The sequence below is a fragment of the Ancylobacter dichloromethanicus genome (assembly GCF_018390645.1).
Classification (GTDB): domain Bacteria; phylum Pseudomonadota; class Alphaproteobacteria; order Rhizobiales; family Xanthobacteraceae; genus Ancylobacter; species Ancylobacter dichloromethanicus.
This window is the reverse complement of the sequence record NZ_JAHBGC010000052.1, coordinates 1-15,100: the sequence shown is the minus strand read 5'-3', so window position 1 is coordinate 15,100 and position 15,100 is coordinate 1. Positions and strand designations below refer to the sequence as shown.

The 15,100-nt window shown below is 70.3% G+C and carries 21 protein-coding genes and 1 pseudogene; 6 read left to right on the top strand and 16 right to left on the bottom strand.

What is annotated here, in order from left to right; translation table 11 throughout:
• Positions 1-13: 13 nt before the first annotated feature.
• The 6 genes from KHC23_RS21210 to KHC23_RS21185 all read right to left on the bottom strand — a co-directional run bounded on the left by KHC23_RS21210 (position 14) and on the right by KHC23_RS21185 (position 2,743).
• Positions 14-238, bottom strand: coding sequence for a rcc01693 family protein (locus KHC23_RS21210; RefSeq protein ID WP_271188564.1), 225 nt, complete (start codon positions 236-238; stop codon positions 14-16).
• Positions 235-594, bottom strand: coding sequence for a gene transfer agent family protein (locus tag KHC23_RS21205; protein ID WP_213375512.1), 360 nt, complete (start codon positions 592-594; stop codon positions 235-237). Before KHC23_RS21205 ends, KHC23_RS21210 begins: the two co-directional genes overlap by 4 nt.
• 152 nt (positions 595-746) lie before the next feature.
• Complete coding sequence (locus KHC23_RS21200; protein ID WP_213375510.1) at positions 747-1,154, bottom strand: phage major tail protein, TP901-1 family; 408 nt, start codon at positions 1,152-1,154, stop codon at positions 747-749.
• Between the two features lie 224 nt (positions 1,155-1,378).
• Positions 1,379-1,786, bottom strand: a complete 408-nt coding sequence (locus KHC23_RS21195) for a DUF3168 domain-containing protein (RefSeq protein WP_213375508.1) — start codon at positions 1,784-1,786, stop codon at positions 1,379-1,381.
• A 73-nt stretch (positions 1,787-1,859) separates the two neighbouring features.
• A complete protein-coding gene (locus tag KHC23_RS21190) occupies positions 1,860-2,180 on the bottom strand; it encodes a head-tail adaptor protein (RefSeq protein ID WP_213375506.1) in 321 nt (106 codons plus the stop codon).
• The gene (locus tag KHC23_RS21185; RefSeq protein WP_213375504.1) at positions 2,177-2,743 is read right to left on the bottom strand and encodes a head-tail connector protein; all 567 of its coding nucleotides are present in this window, start codon (positions 2,741-2,743) and stop codon (positions 2,177-2,179) included. The genes KHC23_RS21190 and KHC23_RS21185 overlap by 4 nt, the downstream gene beginning before the upstream one ends.
• Positions 2,744-2,836: 93 nt before the next feature.
• Here KHC23_RS21185 and KHC23_RS21180 point away from each other — a divergent pair, with 93 nt between their 5' ends.
• The 4 genes from KHC23_RS21180 to KHC23_RS21165 all read left to right on the top strand — a co-directional run bounded on the left by KHC23_RS21180 (position 2,837) and on the right by KHC23_RS21165 (position 4,630).
• Positions 2,837-3,556 (top strand): S1 family peptidase, encoded by a 720-nt coding sequence (locus KHC23_RS21180; protein ID WP_213375503.1) that lies wholly within the window; start codon positions 2,837-2,839, stop codon positions 3,554-3,556.
• Between the two features lie 253 nt (positions 3,557-3,809).
• Positions 3,810-4,022 carry a hypothetical protein gene (locus tag KHC23_RS21175; RefSeq protein ID WP_213375502.1) on the top strand — a complete coding sequence of 71 codons (213 nt, stop codon included), beginning with the start codon at positions 3,810-3,812 and terminating at the stop codon, positions 4,020-4,022.
• Positions 4,023-4,107: 85 nt separating this feature from the next.
• Positions 4,108-4,326, top strand: a complete 219-nt coding sequence (locus KHC23_RS21170; protein WP_213375501.1) for a hypothetical protein — start codon at positions 4,108-4,110, stop codon at positions 4,324-4,326.
• A gap of 85 nt (positions 4,327-4,411) precedes the next feature.
• A complete protein-coding gene (locus tag KHC23_RS21165; protein WP_213375501.1) occupies positions 4,412-4,630 on the top strand; it encodes a hypothetical protein in 219 nt (72 codons plus the stop codon).
• Positions 4,631-4,721: 91 nt separating this feature from the next.
• On the opposite strand, the gene KHC23_RS21160 is transcribed toward KHC23_RS21165, so the two are convergent.
• The 7 genes from KHC23_RS21160 to KHC23_RS21130 all read right to left on the bottom strand — a co-directional run bounded on the left by KHC23_RS21160 (position 4,722) and on the right by KHC23_RS21130 (position 10,383).
• Positions 4,722-5,975 carry a phage major capsid protein gene (locus KHC23_RS21160; protein ID WP_213375882.1) on the bottom strand — a complete coding sequence of 418 codons (1,254 nt, stop codon included), beginning with the start codon at positions 5,973-5,975 and terminating at the stop codon, positions 4,722-4,724.
• A 107-nt stretch (positions 5,976-6,082) separates the two neighbouring features.
• Positions 6,083-6,664 (bottom strand): HK97 family phage prohead protease, encoded by a 582-nt coding sequence (locus KHC23_RS21155; RefSeq protein ID WP_213375500.1) that lies wholly within the window; start codon positions 6,662-6,664, stop codon positions 6,083-6,085.
• Positions 6,661-6,861, bottom strand: a complete 201-nt coding sequence (locus tag KHC23_RS21150; RefSeq protein ID WP_213375499.1) for a hypothetical protein — start codon at positions 6,859-6,861, stop codon at positions 6,661-6,663. The genes KHC23_RS21155 and KHC23_RS21150 overlap by 4 nt, the downstream gene beginning before the upstream one ends.
• Positions 6,858-7,046, bottom strand: coding sequence for a hypothetical protein (locus tag KHC23_RS21145; RefSeq protein ID WP_213375498.1), 189 nt, complete (start codon positions 7,044-7,046; stop codon positions 6,858-6,860). Before KHC23_RS21145 ends, KHC23_RS21150 begins: the two co-directional genes overlap by 4 nt.
• A gap of 186 nt (positions 7,047-7,232) precedes the next feature.
• Positions 7,233-8,399: a phage portal protein gene (locus KHC23_RS21140; protein WP_213375497.1), complete on the bottom strand. Its 1,167-nt coding sequence runs from the start codon at positions 8,397-8,399 to the stop codon at positions 7,233-7,235.
• 138 nt (positions 8,400-8,537) lie between these two features.
• Positions 8,538-9,860 carry a DNA-packaging protein gene (locus KHC23_RS21135; protein WP_213375495.1) on the bottom strand — a complete coding sequence of 441 codons (1,323 nt, stop codon included), beginning with the start codon at positions 9,858-9,860 and terminating at the stop codon, positions 8,538-8,540.
• Positions 9,826-10,383 carry a hypothetical protein gene (locus KHC23_RS21130; protein WP_213375493.1) on the bottom strand — a complete coding sequence of 186 codons (558 nt, stop codon included), beginning with the start codon at positions 10,381-10,383 and terminating at the stop codon, positions 9,826-9,828. The genes KHC23_RS21135 and KHC23_RS21130 overlap by 35 nt, the downstream gene beginning before the upstream one ends.
• 552 nt (positions 10,384-10,935) lie before the next feature.
• On the opposite strand from KHC23_RS21130, the gene KHC23_RS21125 reads away from it, so the two are divergent.
• A complete protein-coding gene (locus KHC23_RS21125) occupies positions 10,936-11,646 on the top strand; it encodes a hypothetical protein (protein WP_213375491.1) in 711 nt (236 codons plus the stop codon).
• A 179-nt stretch (positions 11,647-11,825) separates the two neighbouring features.
• On the opposite strand, the gene KHC23_RS21120 is transcribed toward KHC23_RS21125, so the two are convergent.
• Both KHC23_RS21120 and KHC23_RS21115 read right to left on the bottom strand, forming a co-directional pair.
• Positions 11,826-13,382: a serine hydrolase gene (locus tag KHC23_RS21120; protein WP_213375489.1), complete on the bottom strand. Its 1,557-nt coding sequence runs from the start codon at positions 13,380-13,382 to the stop codon at positions 11,826-11,828.
• Between the two features lie 112 nt (positions 13,383-13,494).
• Positions 13,495-14,067: an NADPH-dependent FMN reductase gene (locus KHC23_RS21115; RefSeq protein WP_213375487.1), complete on the bottom strand. Its 573-nt coding sequence runs from the start codon at positions 14,065-14,067 to the stop codon at positions 13,495-13,497.
• A 242-nt stretch (positions 14,068-14,309) separates the two neighbouring features.
• Between KHC23_RS21115 and dcd the strand changes: the two genes are divergently transcribed.
• On the top strand, positions 14,310-14,870 hold the full coding sequence (gene dcd, locus KHC23_RS21110; protein ID WP_213375485.1) for a dCTP deaminase: 561 nt from the start codon (positions 14,310-14,312) through the stop codon (positions 14,868-14,870).
• Between the two features lie 106 nt (positions 14,871-14,976).
• Here the strand turns inward: dcd and KHC23_RS24930 are convergent.
• Positions 14,977-15,100: pseudogene (locus tag KHC23_RS24930) on the bottom strand (DUF6481 family protein); the annotation flags it as partial.

The window sequence follows — 15,100 nt, the reverse complement described above, 5'->3', positions numbered from 1 at the left end:
CTCGGCCCTCCTGTCAGTCCGGGAACCGCGCCATCAGCGCACCGAGCCCTGTTCGGTCGAGCGGCGCCCGCGCCGGGCCGGCGAAGGCCCGCAGCGCCGCCGCCAGTTCGCGCGGGGTCAGCCGCCAGAACGCATGCGAGGAGAGCCGCAGCCGGCCGAAGCCCAGCGCCATCGCCTCCCCCCAGGGGAAGGGCGGTGGCCCGCCCTCCCCGGGGAAGGGCGGTGGCCCGCCCTCTATCCCGCCGGCTCCGGCGCACCGGGCAAAGGGGCGGCGGCGCCCTCCGCAGCGCCGCCGAAGGTGGCGGCGATCAGCTCGCCGACCAGCCGCGCGAAGCCGGCCGCCCCGCCCGGCATGGTCATCCGCGCCACCTCGTCCTCGGTGACGGCCTCGCCCGCCCCGCGCAGGCCGGCGGCGAGGAGGCGGATGGCATCCTTCGCCGCCAGCCGGCCGCGCGAAAACCGCTCGGTCAGCGCCACCAGGTCTTCGGCACCGAACGCGTCCTCCAGCTCGGCCAGAGCGCCCAGCGTCAGCACCAGCGTGCGCCGGCGCCCGTCGAGTTCGGCGGCTATTTCACCGCGATGCCGGTTGGCCATTGAGTGGATCCTTGCTGCTGCCCGAAGGCGGTTGAAAACCTGCCCTCATCCCCGGGCTTGACCCGGGGACCCAGTCTCCCCCGCCGCCGCAGCGGCTGATTTATGGCTGCCCGGGTCAAGCCCGGGCATGAGGGTAGAATGGGCTATGTCCCTCACAGCGCCGCGAAGGTCAGTTCGCCGGCGCTCTCCAACGCGATGTCGAACGTCACCTCGCGGTCATGCTCGGCGGCGAATTCCAGCGCGGTGATCTGGAACGGCCCGGCGATGGTACCGAAATCGGGCACCACGATCTGCGCGTTACGGATCGTCCCGTCGAAGAAGCTCTGCCGGATCAGCGCGTCCGACGCCGCGTCCTTGAACACGCCGGAGCCCGCCACCGCCGCGCGCTTCACCCCCGCCCCGGCGAGCAGTTCGCGCCAGCGCCCGGCGCTCTCGGCATGGGTCACGTCGACCGGCTCGGCGTTGAACGCGATCTGCCGCGAGCGCAGCCCCGCCACCGTGGCGAAGGCGGTGCCGTCATGGATCTTCAGCAAGAGGTCCTTGCCCTTCTGCGCCGCCATCGGTGGCTCCTTTGCTTGTCACCGCTCCGACCCGAAGGTATTCAGAGACGGTTAACCTTCAGGGTCTAGATTAAATCCCGTGCGATGCCGGCGAGGCGTCTTTCCGCCTTCACAGTTTGATTCCGCACTTCGCGCCAAGTGACTTCATCTTCAGATTCAACTTCACGCGGATTCACGAGTCCGTGGAATCCCTTGCGCAGCTTTCCTGACAGGATCGGAAAACCTCAACCTGTTTCCGTCACCGCCCGAAAGCGCAGCAGCGCGCGGTAGGTTCGCCCGCCTGGCTCGCGCCGGATCTCGGCCGAGGAAGCGCGCAGATTGACCAGGCGATGCCCGTCGAGGACCAGCGGCGCGTCGTGCAGCACCTGCTGCACCAGATGCGCCAGCGCGTGCGCCTCGCCATGCCCGCCCTGGCGCGACCAGCAAACCAGCGTCAGCCGGTGCTCGGCGCCGCTCTCGGTGGCGGTGGACCAGTCCAGCACCTGCGCCTCACCGAGCGTCACATAGGGAAATTCCGCCCCGTTCGGGGGCACGTCATGGATGCGCGGCCCGCCCAGCGCGGCGAGCAGCGGGACGTCGGCCATCAGCGCCGCATGGATCGCCCGGCGCAGCGCGACCGCGGGCCCGCTCATCGCGGCCTCCCGGCGGCAAGCTGCGCCAGGAGCCGGCGCAGCGCCTCCAGCCCCTTCAGCCTCGTGCCGAACTTCATGGCGTCTCCTCCCGGCAGTCGCAGACGAGGTAGCGGCCGCGCCCGTCCGGGTCGCTCACCGCCTCGACCAGGAAGCGCCGCGCCCCACACCGCAGCCGGTCGCCCGGCTGCACCGTGGCCGGCGCCCGCACGGTGACGGTGTGGGCGAGCAGCGCGCCGGGCCGGTCGGCGATCTCCGCCGGCGTCCCCCGCGTCTCCACCGCGCCCCACAGCGCGTCGACCGCGATGAAGCTCACGCTCGCGCCACCGAGCCCGTCCGGCGTCGTCACCGGCGTCTCCTGCACCAGCCGGTGCCGCAGGGCTCCGATGGCGCTCACAGTCGTGTCACCCGGAACGGCGCCACCAGCGCGTCGAGCCGGGCGGGAAAGGCCGCCCCCGGCCCGGCCACGTCGCGGTGCTCGTAGAAATGCGCCAGCACCACCCGCACCGCCTCGATCAGCGGCGAGGGCACATGGTCGGCGCTTGCCCCGTGGCCGGCGGTGATGTCGAGCGCGATGCCGGCCAGCGGCCGGCCGGGTTCCGGCACGGTACCGCGCGCGACCCGGATCAGCCCCGGCAGCCGCGCCGTATCGGTGGTGAAGGCGCCGAGCGGCAGGGCGGTCTCGCCGCCATCCGCGTCGATCACCCGGGCGGCGGTGATCGCCTTCAGCGGGTTCACCGGCACCGCGATCAGCCCCGAGGCTGGCCAGGCGTCGCGCACGATCCGCCAGCTCTGGTCGATCAGCACGCGCCGGGTCAGCGCCTCCACGGTCGCCCGCGCGGCGGTGACGAGCGCGGCGATCAGCCCGTCCTCGGCCTCATGGTCGACGCGCAGATAGGTCTTGGCCTCGGCGAGCGTCAGCGGCTCGGCCGTCGGCCCGGCGAGAAGGATCGCGGGCATGGTGCCTCCCTCATGTGATGGTCGCCGCAGCCGGCGATTGACGTGTCGTCCCGGCGCCGCCACAACGGCCCCGCCCCCTTACGGAACCCGCCGATGCACCGCCTTGCCGCCGCCCTTCTCGCCGCCCTGCTCCTCGCCACCCCTGCCCGCGCCATTGTCGGTGGCGGGCCGGCGGACGAGGCGCTGAAGGCGGAGACGGCGATGATCGTGTCGACGCGCGGCGCCACCTGCACCGGCGTGGTGCTGGGGCCGAACGTGCTGCTCACCGCCGCCCATTGCGTCGAGCCGGCGGCGGATTACGCGGTGGTGGTGTTCGAAGGCGGCACGCCGCGGCTGATCCCGATCGACCGCAAGGCGGTGCATCCTTCCTTCGACCCGAATTCGTTCGCGACCCGGCGCCCGACGCCGGACCTCGCTTTGGTGCGCCTGTCCGGGCCGCTGCCCGCCGGCTTCCGGCCGGCGGCACTGACCGATCAGGTGGCGCTGCCGGCGCGGCGCACCGCCTTCACCGTCGCCGGCTATGGCGTGACCCGGGATGGCGACGGCAAGAGCGCCGGCACGCTGCGCACGGTTTCCCTGCCCAGCATCGGCACCACAGGCGGCATCATGGTCCGCTTGTCGGATGGCGCCGCCAAAGGCGGCTGCACCGGCGACAGCGGCGGGCCGGTGCTGATCGAGGGCGTGGTGGCCGGCATCATCGGCTGGTCGACCGCGGCGGGCGGCGCGCGCGGCTGCGGCGGCGTCACCGGCGCCACCCTCATCGGCCCGCAGCGCGCCTGGATCGACGCCACGCTGCGCGGCATCGTCCGCTAGGGGCGACGGCTTTTAGGGTCGACAGCTTTTAGCGTTGACGGCTTTCCGTCGCGTAAACTGTATCGCGCACGTATCTGTCGTGTGCGCTCCATCCCGTTTTTGCCAGAGGCAAACACGCAGATGTTATTGCATTCATGCAAGGCATCGAGCGCCTTATCACAACTGGCGATGCGCTGATGCCGGGATTAACTTCTGTCCATGAAAAAGGCGCGGCCGTCACGGGCCGGCCACCCCTCTCTCTGGAGACACCATCATGAACAAGATCCTCATCGCCGCCGTCGCTCTCGCCACCTTCGGTTCGGTCGCCGCGCAGGCCGCCGACGGCCGTGACCCGACCGTCTATGGCGCCCCCGCCACCGCGCAGGGACAGGTCGTCGAGGGCCGCAACGCCACCCTGGCGCTGCCGACCGTTTCCGACGCCTACATCAACCAGGCCGTCGAGGCGAACGCCCGTTCGACGCGCTGATCGCGACGCCTTCCCCTTCGCCTTCCCCCTCCGGAGCGGCGCCCCCATGCGAGCGAGCGCCCCTCCCTCTTCAAGGAGCATTCTCATGAACAAGATCCTCATCGCCGCCGTGGCTCTGGCCGCTTTCGGTTCCGTCGCCGCGCAGGCTGCCGGTCGTGACGCCACTGTCTACACCCGCGCTGTCTCCCCCAAGGTGCAGAGCCAGCAGGTCGTCGAGGGCCGCAACGCCACCGTGACCCTGCCGGCTGTCTCCGACGCCTATATCAACCAGGCCGTCGAGGCGAACGCCCGTTCGACCCACTGATCGCGACGCCTTCCCCCTTCGCCTTCCCCCCCGGAGCGGCGCCCCCATGCGAGCGAGCGCCCCTCCCTCTTCAAGGAGCATTCTCATGAACAAGATCCTCATCGCCGCCGTGGCCCTGGCCGCTTTCGGTTCCGTCGCCGCGCAGGCTGCCGGTCGTGACGCCACTGTCTACACCCGCGCTGTCTCCCCCAAGGTGCAGAGCCAGCAGGTCGTCGAGGGCCGCAACGCCACCGTGACCCTGCCGGCCGTCTCCGACGCCTATATCAACCAGGCCGTCGAAGCCAACGCCCGCTCGACCCACTGAGCGGGCCGGACTTCCCGAGACTGACCGTCTCCATTGGGGCGCCCCTCACCGGGCGCCCCTTTTTTGCGTCGTGCCGTTCTTACATCGCGTCTCAGGCGGCGAATTTCAGCAGCTTGATGGCGTCGAAATCCTGCACCCCGCCGCCGACCCGCTTGGTGGTGTAGAACAGCACATAGGGCTTGGCCGAATAGGGATCGCGCAGCACCCGCACCCCGGCCCGGTCGACCACCAGGTAGCCGCGGCGGAAATCGCCGAACGCCACCGAGAGGCTGCCGGCGCCGATTTCCGGCATGTCCTCGGCCTCATAGACGGGAAAGCCCATCAGGTGAGGCGGCGCGCCCGGCGCGGTCGGCGGCGCCCACAGATACTGCCCGTTCTCGTCCTTCAGCTTGCGCACCGCCCCTTGCGTGCGCCGGCTCATCATGAACGAGCCGTTCTGCCGGTAGCCCGCCTTCACCGCATAGACCAGGTCGACCAGCGGGTCGGCCGGGCTGGTGCTGGGAAAGTCGCCGGCGGCGCCGGTGGCGATGAAGCCGAGCTTTCCCCACACAAAGGCGCTTTCCGCCACCGTGTCATAGGCGAGAAAGCCCTTCGGCTTGCCCACCCCGTCGCCGGTCACGAACGCGGTGCCCTCCTGCGCCGCGAACGCCGCCTCCACCTCGATGGCGAGCCAGTCGTCGATATTGACCGCCGCATCGTCGAGCAGCGTCTGGGTCGCCGCCGGCATGGCGTAGAGTTCCATCGCCGGGAAGGCGATCTCGTCCAGCACCGGGCTGGCCGTCTGCGCCCGCGCGCCGGTCTCCGCCACCCAGCCGACCGCCGGGCCGGAGGTCATGAACGGCTTCTTGTAGGTGCCGGCGGAAATCACCCGGACATCGGCGATGGCACGGATCGGCGAGAGCGCGGCCAGCCGCTTGCCGATCTCGCGCTCGGTCTCGTGCGGCACCACATAGCCGCCATCCGCGCCCACCCCGGCGGAGAGCGCCTTGGCCTCCAGCCGCTTCAGCCCCGCCGCCTCGCCGGTGCGGACATAGGCGTGGAAGGCGGCCTTGTGCTCACGCGCGGCGAGGTCGGCGGCAAGGTCGCCGCCACCGCCGCCCAGCGCCGGACGGCGGGCCTTCAGCACCAGTTCGTCGATCAGCGCCTTCTGGGTGTCGAGCGCGGCGTTGAGCCGCTCCACCTTGTCGGTGGTCACGACGTCACCGCCGCGCCGCTCCAGCGCGCCGAGCCGCTGGTCGTTGGCGTCCTTGAACGCCTCGAAGGCGCTCATGAATTCCTCGAAGGCGGCCGAGACTTCCGGGCCGGCGGCGGATTTCAGTTCAGGTGCGGGATTGGTCGGCTGCATGGGTTTCATGTCCTGTTCGGAAGGGAAACGTCGAAAGAAAAGCGGGGGGCCGCTTGCTCTCCCCGTCGGGGGGAGAAGTCTCACCTCGCGGCACCGAACCGCCCGCCTCACACCAGCACCGGCCTCAGTCCCGGCGCGCCGCGCAGCCGCCGGGCGCCGCGGCGTATGGCGGTGGCGAGCGAGACGCCGGCCCGCTTCACGCTGGCGATTCGCGCGTCCGGCTGCATCGGGAAGGTGACGATCGACACCTCCCACAGGTCGATGCGCGAGAGCCGCCGCACCCGTGTGCCCGGGTCGGTGCGCCCCTCCACGGTGCGGAAACCGATGGACAGCCCGTCGATCGCCCCGGCGCGCATCAGCGCCAGTACCTCGCGGGCGCGGGCGACATCCAGCGTCAGCCGGCCCTTGACCAACAGCCCGACCGAATCCTCCTGCAGGCTCGCCCAGGCCCCGATCGGCTCGGCCGGGTCGTGCTGGAACAGCATGCGCACGCCCCCCGCCCCGCGCTCGGCCAGCGAGCGGGCGAAGGCGCCGGGCAGGATCAGGTCGCGGCCGAGATCGACCCGGCCGAACAGCGCCGCATAGCCCTCGAAGCTGCCATCGGGCGCGATGCTGGCCAGCGCGCCGGGAAGCGCCTTGGTCTCGAAACGGGCCGGCTTGCACGGCGCGGCGCCTGCCGGCGCGCTCATGCGCCCTCCCCGGGGCCCGCCGCCCCCGCCAGTCCGGCGCGGCGGGTGGCGGCGGCGCGTTCCAGCTTGCCGAGGGTGCGGCCGAACTGGCGAAACACCTGCGGCGCCTCCCCCGCCCGGCTCGGCGCCGGCAGGCGCGGGGCAAGCCCGTTGAAACGGCCGGGCAGGAAGGCCCGGATACGCGGGTTGGATGTCATGGCGGGTCTCCGAACAGGGTGTTGAAGCGCGCGATCTCGCGCACGAAATCGTCGAAGCGGCGCACCGCGCGCCCCAGCTCGCGCAGCGCGATGCCGGCCAGCACGGAGGCCCCCAGCGCCCACATCAGCAGCGCCAGATGGGCGATGTCGGCCTTGTCGGCGAAGGCGGCGACGAGCGGTTGCATGGGCGGGCTCCCGATGGGGCTGCCGACGGCGGACCCTCATCCCCGGTTGACCCGGGGACCCAGGCATTCCAACGGCGCGGCACTCAGTCTCTGGGTGGCCGGGTCAAGTCCGGCCATGAGGGAGCGTTTGGAACCCCGTCATGCTGAGGTGCCGGCGCCCGCGCCGGCCTCGAAGCACGCAGCCCCCTACCCCCGCACCCCATAGCCCACCGCCTGTCGCTTCTCGTCATCGGTGAGGAAGCTCGCCTCGCCCACCCGGCGCCACAGCGCCTCGCGCTCGCCGTGCAGCGCCTCGATGGCGTCGATATCGGGCTCCAGCGCCAGCCGCCCCGGCCCGAAGGCGGGGCCGAGCCACAGGCACAGCTCGTGCAGCAGCCGGCGGCCGAGCGGCAGGATCGCCTGCCGCCACAGCACCCGGCTGGCTTCGGCGTAATTGGCATAGGTGGCGTCGCCGGGAATGCCCAGCAGCATCGGCGGCACGCCGAAGGCCAGCGCGATCTCGCGCGCGGCGGCGTTCTTCGCCTCAAGAAAATCCATGTCCTTGGGGGTGAGCGAAAGCGGGCGCCAGTCCAGCCCGCCCTCCAGCAGCAGCGGGCGGCCGGCATTGGCGCTGCCGGAGAAATTGGCCTCCAGCTCCTCCTTCAGCCGGTCGAACTGCTCGTCCGAGAGGTTGCCGGCCCCGCCATAGACCAGCGCGCCGGAGGGCCGGGCGGCATTGTCGAGCAGCGCCTTGTTCCAGGCGCCGGCGGCATTGTGCAGGTCGAGCGCCATCTGCGCCGCCTCCAGCGGCGGGGCGCCGTAATGGTCGTCGAGCGGGTTGAACAGCGCGACATGCAGGATCGGCGGCGGCACGCCCGCGCCGCCTTCTTGCACGAAGCGCACCGCGCGCCCGCCCGCCGTGTAGTCATAGGCCTGCGCCCAGCCATCGGGGCCGGAGACCACGCGCATGCGGTCGGGCCGCAGCACATGCAGCTCGCGCACCGCCTCATCCACCGACACCGCCTCGACATAGGCATTGCCCGCGAGCAGCAGATGCGAGGCCAGCGCCTCCAGCAGGCCCGGGCCGGAAAGGCGCGGGTTGGGCTGGGCCAGCAGATCGAGCAGGGGATGGGCGAGAGTCTCGCGCCCGTCCTCGGTCAGCACCGGGCGCAATTCGCCCACGCCCTGCGCGATCAGCCGCACGCAGCGATAGGCGACGGCGTTGCGCTGGTAGCCCTCGCGGGCCAGCGCGCCATAGTCGCGCGGCGTCCACTGCGCCCGCGCCGCGCCGAGCAGCGCCACCAGCGCCTTGGTGCGCGAGGCCTTGGCCTCGGGCGGGGCGGCGCGCCCGAGCGAGAAGGGAAAGAGCTTCATGATCGGGGGCTCCGGTTGAAAAGAAGGCCGTCATCCCGGCAGAAGGCGGAGCCGCGGAGCCGGGATCGCTCTCCGGCGGACCAACGATCCCGGAACGGCCTGCGGCCGTCCGGAATGACGCGGAACATGGCGAAAGCCTCACACCCGCCGCACCCGTGGCGCCACCGCGCGCGGGCCCAGCGCCAGCGCGGTGACCGCCCAGACCAGCGCGTCGAGCCGGTCGGGCGAGCGGCCATTGGAAAGCCCGTCCGGGCCGAAATCGCAGAGTTCGTCCTCCAGCGCCGGGAACGGCCCGGCATGGCGCACCCGGCCCTGCTCGTAGAGCGCGGCCACCGGCTCGGCGCGCAGCCATTTGCCGCGCGTCGCCCGCACTTCGCTCACCGGCACGGTGGGGTCGATGCCGGCGAGGATGGTCTTCACCATCTCGCCGCCCTGGTTGACCTCCACCACCACCCGGTCGGCCTCCAGCTTCTGGAACAGGCCGATGGCGCGGGCGCCCCAGCCATTGGGCGAGAGCCCTTGCGCGCTCTCGTCGGCCAGCACATGGACGATGCCGTCGGCGTCGATCCCCGCCGCGATCAGCCCGCAGGCATCCGCCCGCCGGGTCGAGGAGGCCGGCGGGTCGACCGCCACCACGATGCGCGCCATCCGGCCGGTCAGTTCCGGCGCCGCCGCCTCCCGCCCCGCCTCCAGCCCGGCGCGGTTCCACAGCGCGTCGGCGCGGTCCTCGATCAGTTCGCCGTCGATCTCCTGCCGCCCGAGCCGTGTGCCGGCATAGCGGCCGACCACGGTCTGCAGAAAGCTCGGGGCGAGATGGGCGGCGTTCTCCCCCGTCGCCATCCGCGTCACCGCGCTGCGCGGGTCTTTGAGCAGCGCGCGGATCAGCGCGGTCGGGCGCGGCGTGGTCGTCACCATCTGGCGCGGCCGGGCGCCGAGCCGCAGGCCGAATTGCAGCATGTCGAACGCCGCCTGGGCGTAGCGCCATTTGGCCAGCTCGTCGCACCAGGCGGCGTCGAATTGCGGCCCGCGCAGGCTCTCGGGGTCGTCGGCGGAAAAGCCCTGCGCCACCGCGCCATTCGGCCATTGCAGCCGGCGCCGCGTCGGCTCCCACAGCGGGCGCTCATGACGGGGGTGGATGGCGAGCAGGCCGGAGACGCCTTCCACCATCACCTCGCGCACATCGGCATGGCTTTCCGCCACCAAAGCGAGCCGCCCCGCCCTCGGCCCGGCGCGGCCATGGACAAGGGCGCGCACCCATTCGGCGCCGGCCCGCGTCTTGCCCGCCCCGCGCCCGCCGAGCATCAGCCAGGTCAGCCAGTCGCCGCCGCCCTGCGCGAGGGCGGGCGGAAGCTGGCCGGCGCGGCCGATCAGCGGCCAGTGGTGGCGCAGCCAGTCGAGCGTGGGCGCGTCGAGCGCGGCCAGCGCCTCAGGAAGCTTCCCCGCCCGCCAGCACGCGCTCAAGCGTGTCGCCAAGCTCCCGTCGGAAGGTGTCGGCGTCGCGGTTGGCGTCATCGTCGTCCCTGTCCGGCTCCAGCTTTTCCAGCGCCGCGAGTTCGCGCAAGGAGCGCACCAGAATGGCCAGGGTGCGCGCGGCGCGCTCGCCATCGGCGTGGCTGGCCTCCGGCTTCATCGCGGCGTTGAGCCCGGCGCGCCCGACCAGCCGCTCGATGGCGGCGATCTCGGTCTCGATGCGCCGCACCAGCCGGGCGATGAGTTCGCGCCGGTCGGCGGGCGGGCCGGCCGCCACCGCCCCGGCGCCGGCCGCGACGGGTTCGACGGTCGGCGGCAAAGCGGGCGGCGGCAGGGCGAGTGGTATGCGCGCCTTGCGCGGTTGCCAGCCCCAGAGCCGCACCCGGTGGCTCAGGGTCGATTTGGCGATGCCGAGCATGTCCGCGACCTGCTTCACCGGCACATTGGTGAGTTCGTAGAGCCGGCGCGCCTCGTCGAGCGCCTCCGGCGAGACAGGCCGCGCGGGAATCGCCATGCCACCTCCGCAGATCGAGCCGGGAAACAAAAAGCCGGCCCGAAGGCCGGCCGGAAACGAGCGCCCCGCGGGAGGCCGCGAGGGGGTCAAGGGATCAAGGGGTCAAGGGGTCAAGGGGTCAAGGGGTCAAGGGGTCAGCGGGCAGGACCTCGCCGCCTTCCGACGCAGTTGTGGAGCATGACCAAAACCTACCCGGCCAGCGTCACGCTGTCAAGGACTATTTTCCTATAATGGGACAACTAACTTCGCCCCGTGTCGCGGGACCCGCCGCGCACCGCCCTCATCCCCGGGCTCGACCCAGGGACCCAGCCTTTCCAACGGCACGGCGCCGAAGGTCTGGGCGGCCGGGTCAAAGCCGGCCATGAGGGCGAAGGGGATAGATGCGCATCATCAGCGGCACAACGTGCCGCGCCGATCCGGGACCCTAGGATGACTCTTCGACGAAACCGGGCCCCGTCGCAACTTCCTAATGCCCGGGCTTGGTCCGGACAGGTATAATTTGGGTAAACTATCTGATGTTGTCAGAATATTCCGGCATAGTATTATGTTGGAATGAACATCTGGGAATCTGCCAAACGTATCGCGCGGGCCCCATCGGGGGTCGTCGGGATATTCTTTATCCTGATTTTAGGGGTATGGGGACTAAGCCAGTTCGTTTCAAACGTTGCTGGACTTTGGCAACAGATCAAATTTCTGTCGTATACCCCGTATTGGCCGGCGGCGTGTGCCGCACTGGCTATCGCCTGCTTTGTGATCGCAGCCCGAAATTCTTGCCGCGACGAAAATAAAAAACGCGACGCGCAGAAAGAAATAATAGAATATTTTCATTCCCAGATTAATAATATGATAGATAAATCAAATTTAGAACGGAAATATATTTCCGGAATAATTTTGATACTTCATCAGCTTCCGAAAATAAGATTATCAAAGAATCGATTGGCTGCTACATTTGAACAAGCTAGATCTATTATTTATGGTGATTCTACAGAAAATTTAGACAAAATACATAAATTGCGTAGTTGTTGGGAGGATGAACGAAATGAGATAGAAAAACTTTTAATTACGATAGGTTATTCTGTAAAACTTCCCGATAAACCTGATTTAGAAACAAAGGTTCGCGGATTTGACGAGTTGCCGCCTGACGTTTACGAGGATTGGCATGCTATTTGCTTAAATCATGCCCGTGGAATTAATATCCTTGATAATGAGATCGAGAAGATAGAGAGGACTGTCCTATCAGTCTTGAGTAGTCGGTCGGCTTAGCCGTGGACCGCCTTACCGTATCAAGTGCCGCGCCGATCCGGGACCCAGGATCATACTTCGGCCGAATCCCGACCATCCGAGAGAACACAGTCAAGCCCGGCCATGACGGCGGATAGGGATGGCGGATGGCAACAGGACAGGGCAGCCAAGGCGACAAGACGCACATCGCAGCCCCCCCCTCACTCCCGTTCCACCCGCTCCAGTGTCCCCAGCCCGAAGCCGTCGAGGTCCTCGATCGTCACCGCCGCCGCCTTCCCGTCCGCCCCCAGCGCGAAGCTCACCGCCGAGGGCATGTCCGGCAGTTCGGCGGCGGGGATGAAGGAGAACAGGTCGCGGCTGACATGGGTGAGCGGGAAGCGCGCCTGCCCGTCCGGGCCCAGCCGCAGTTCCAGCCCCTCGCCCGCCACCCGCACCTGCGCCGCGCCGACATAGGCGTTGGCGTAGCGCCCGACATAGGCTTTGAGCGGGGCCGCCGGCAGCGCGTCGGCGGGCGGCGTCAGGCGTTCGCGGGCGGCCTCCACCGCCGGGCCGAACATCCCCGCGAACAGCGCGCTCCACGGCTCCATCCAGTCCTTTTCCATCGCGCCGTCGAAGACGAGGTCGAAGAAAGCGTCGCCCAGCCCTTCCGGCACGCCGGTGGGGAAGGCGTTGGCCAGCACCACGATGCCGATATCGGCGTCGGGGTAGAGCGTCACCAGCGTGCGCGCGCCCATGCTGAAGGCGCCGGCATGGCCCCAGCTCAGCCCGTGGCGGCCGAACTCGACATTCCAGCCGAGCCCGTAGAACGAGGCGGCGCCGGTCACCGGGTGGGTGCCGCGCGGCATCAGCGGCTGGTGGGTGGCGTCGAGCGCCGCCGGCGCGATCACCCGCCGGCCCTCGAACATCCCGCCCGCCAGTTCCAGCCGCATCCAGCGCGCGAGATCGCGGGCCGAGGAGGAGACGCCGCCGGCGGGGGATTGCGCGTCCGGGGCACGGGTCAGCGTCGCCGCCCAGTGGCCGGGCCCGCCAATATGCAGTTCGGCGCGGTTCTCATGGGCGAGGAAATCGGCATGGCGCGAGGAGGTCGAGGCCATGCCGAGCGGGGCGTAGAGCTTTTCCCGCGCCACCTCTTCCCACGGCTTGCCGGTCGGCGCGGCGGCGGCCACCGCCCCGGCGGTGAAGCCGAAATTCGAATAGGAATAGCCGGCCCGGAAGCTGGAGGATGGCGGCACCAGCCGCAGCCGGCGCAGAATCGTGGCGCGGTCATAGCCCAGCGCCTCCAGCTCGTTACCGGCATCGCCCGGCAGGCCGGAACGGTGCGCCAGCAGGTCGCGAACCGTCACCTGCTGGCTGGGATAGGGCTCCTTGAGCTGGATCGAGGGGTCGAGCGAGGCCACCGTGCTGTCCCAGTCCAGCACCTTCTCGCCCACCAGCGCCGCCACCACCGTGGCGGTGATCGGCTTGGAGAAGGAGGCGAGCTGGAACACCGTGTCGGCATCCACCGCGCCGGGCTTGCCGGCCTCGCGCCGGCCGTAGCCCTTGAGGAACACCACCTTGTCCCGGTGCACCACCACGATGGCGAGGCCGGGCACCTGCCCGTCCGCCACCGCCTTGGCCGCCAGCGCGTCGAGCTTCGGCAGCGCCGCGTCCAGCCGCCCGGCCGTGACCTCGCGCGTCACCCCCTGCGCATGGGCGGGCGGCGCGAGGGCGCCGGCGAGCAGCGCGGCGAGCGAAAAGGCACGGGCGAAAGACAGCATGGGGCGGCTCCTGGTCGGATGCCCCCCAGTGTGGACGAGACGGCGGCAGGCTCAAACCCCGCCGCCGGTCGGTGTCGGCGAGGGCGCGCCTCGGCCCGGCCTTAGCCGGCCCTCAGCCGGCCTTGGCATGCGCCGCCAGCAGGTGGATCTCCTTCACCAGCGCGCCGACGCCGCCGGTGAGGAACTTCACCGTCTTCTCGTCGGTGAAGGCGCCGTCCTTCACCTTGTCGCCGACATTGGGGATGGCGAGATGGGGATAGGCGACCACGCGGGCGCCCGCCGCGCTCAGCGATTCGCGCAATTGCGCCTGCGCCCGGATGCCGCCGGTGGAGCCCGGCGAGGAGGTCAGCACCAGCACCGGCTTGCCCAGCAGCGAGCCCTTGGCATAGGGCCGCGAGCCCCAGTCGACGGCGTTCTTCATCGCGCCCGAGGGGCCGTAATTATATTCCGGCGAGGCGAAGATCACCCCGTCCGCCGCCGCGATCGCCGCGCGCAGCGCCGCCGCGCCCTCGGGCTGGGTGGCACCGTCCTCGTCCTGGTTGTAGAGCGGCACGTCGTTGAGCACGAGCACGGTCAGGTCGGCGGTGGGGGCAAGGGCGGCCTTCAGCGCTTCCAGCACGGCGGTGGAATAGGCGCCGGAGCGCAGGCTGCCGGAAATGCCGAGAAGCTTCGGGCGGTCGGTCATCGCGAAAGAACTCCAGATGAAAAGCGTGGGTGTCGTTGCCAGATTGTGGCGGCGGGCCGCGCGGCTCAAGCCCCTTTCATTGCGATGCCGCACAAAACCTCTTGCGCCGCAGCGCCCGGACACGGCGTCGGGGCGGCCCGAGGCCCGGTCCCACCGGCAGGCCGGCCGCGCCGGCGTTTGCGCTGCGGCAGAACCATGCTACCGAATCCTCCCGTTGCGCCGCCTCCGCGAGAGACCCGCCCGTGATCCTGACCGACCGCGACATTCTCGACGCCATCGCCGACGGCTCGGTCGCCATCGAGCCGTCCCCGCCGGAGACGTTCTACGCCCCCAACGGCGTCGACCTCCGGCTCGATGCCCGCCTCAGCCTCTACCGCGCGCCGGAACCGGGCGAGGACCCGGTGATCGACCCCGCCGGGCCGGGCTACACGTTCCGCGAGGCGATCACCCGCATGGCCGGCGACATCGACATCGGCGCCGACGGCTTCGTGCTCGATCCCGGCCGGCTGGTGCTGGCCTGGACGCTGGAGCGGGTGGACCTGCGCCCCGGGGCGCGGCTGACCGCGCGGGTGGAGGGCAAGAGCTCGCTCGCTCGCATCGGGCTCATCGTCCACCTCACCGCGCCCACCATCCACGCCGGCTCGACCGGGCAGATCCAGCTCGAGATCATCAATCTCGGCCCGCGCCCGATCCGCCTGCGGGCGGGGATGAAGGTGTGCCAGCTCATTCTGGAGCAGACGCTGGGCGTGCCCCAGCGCGGCTATGGCGGCCAGTTCGCCGGCCAGCGGGCGGCGGGTCAGTAAACAGCGGACAAGACGACATGCAGCCACGACCGATCAGGTGGAGAAACCTGATCGGTGAACCGATGTCGTGTCGATAAAAGCGCGCCGCGGGCGGGCGCGCGGGGCGTCAGCGGCCGACGCGCTGCTTGCGGGCGGCGTAGCGCTCGTCGCGGCGGGCCTTGGCCTCGGCCTCGGCGGCGGCGGCCTGCTCGGCGGGGAGCGCCAGCGCGGCGGCTTCGGCTTCCTCGGCG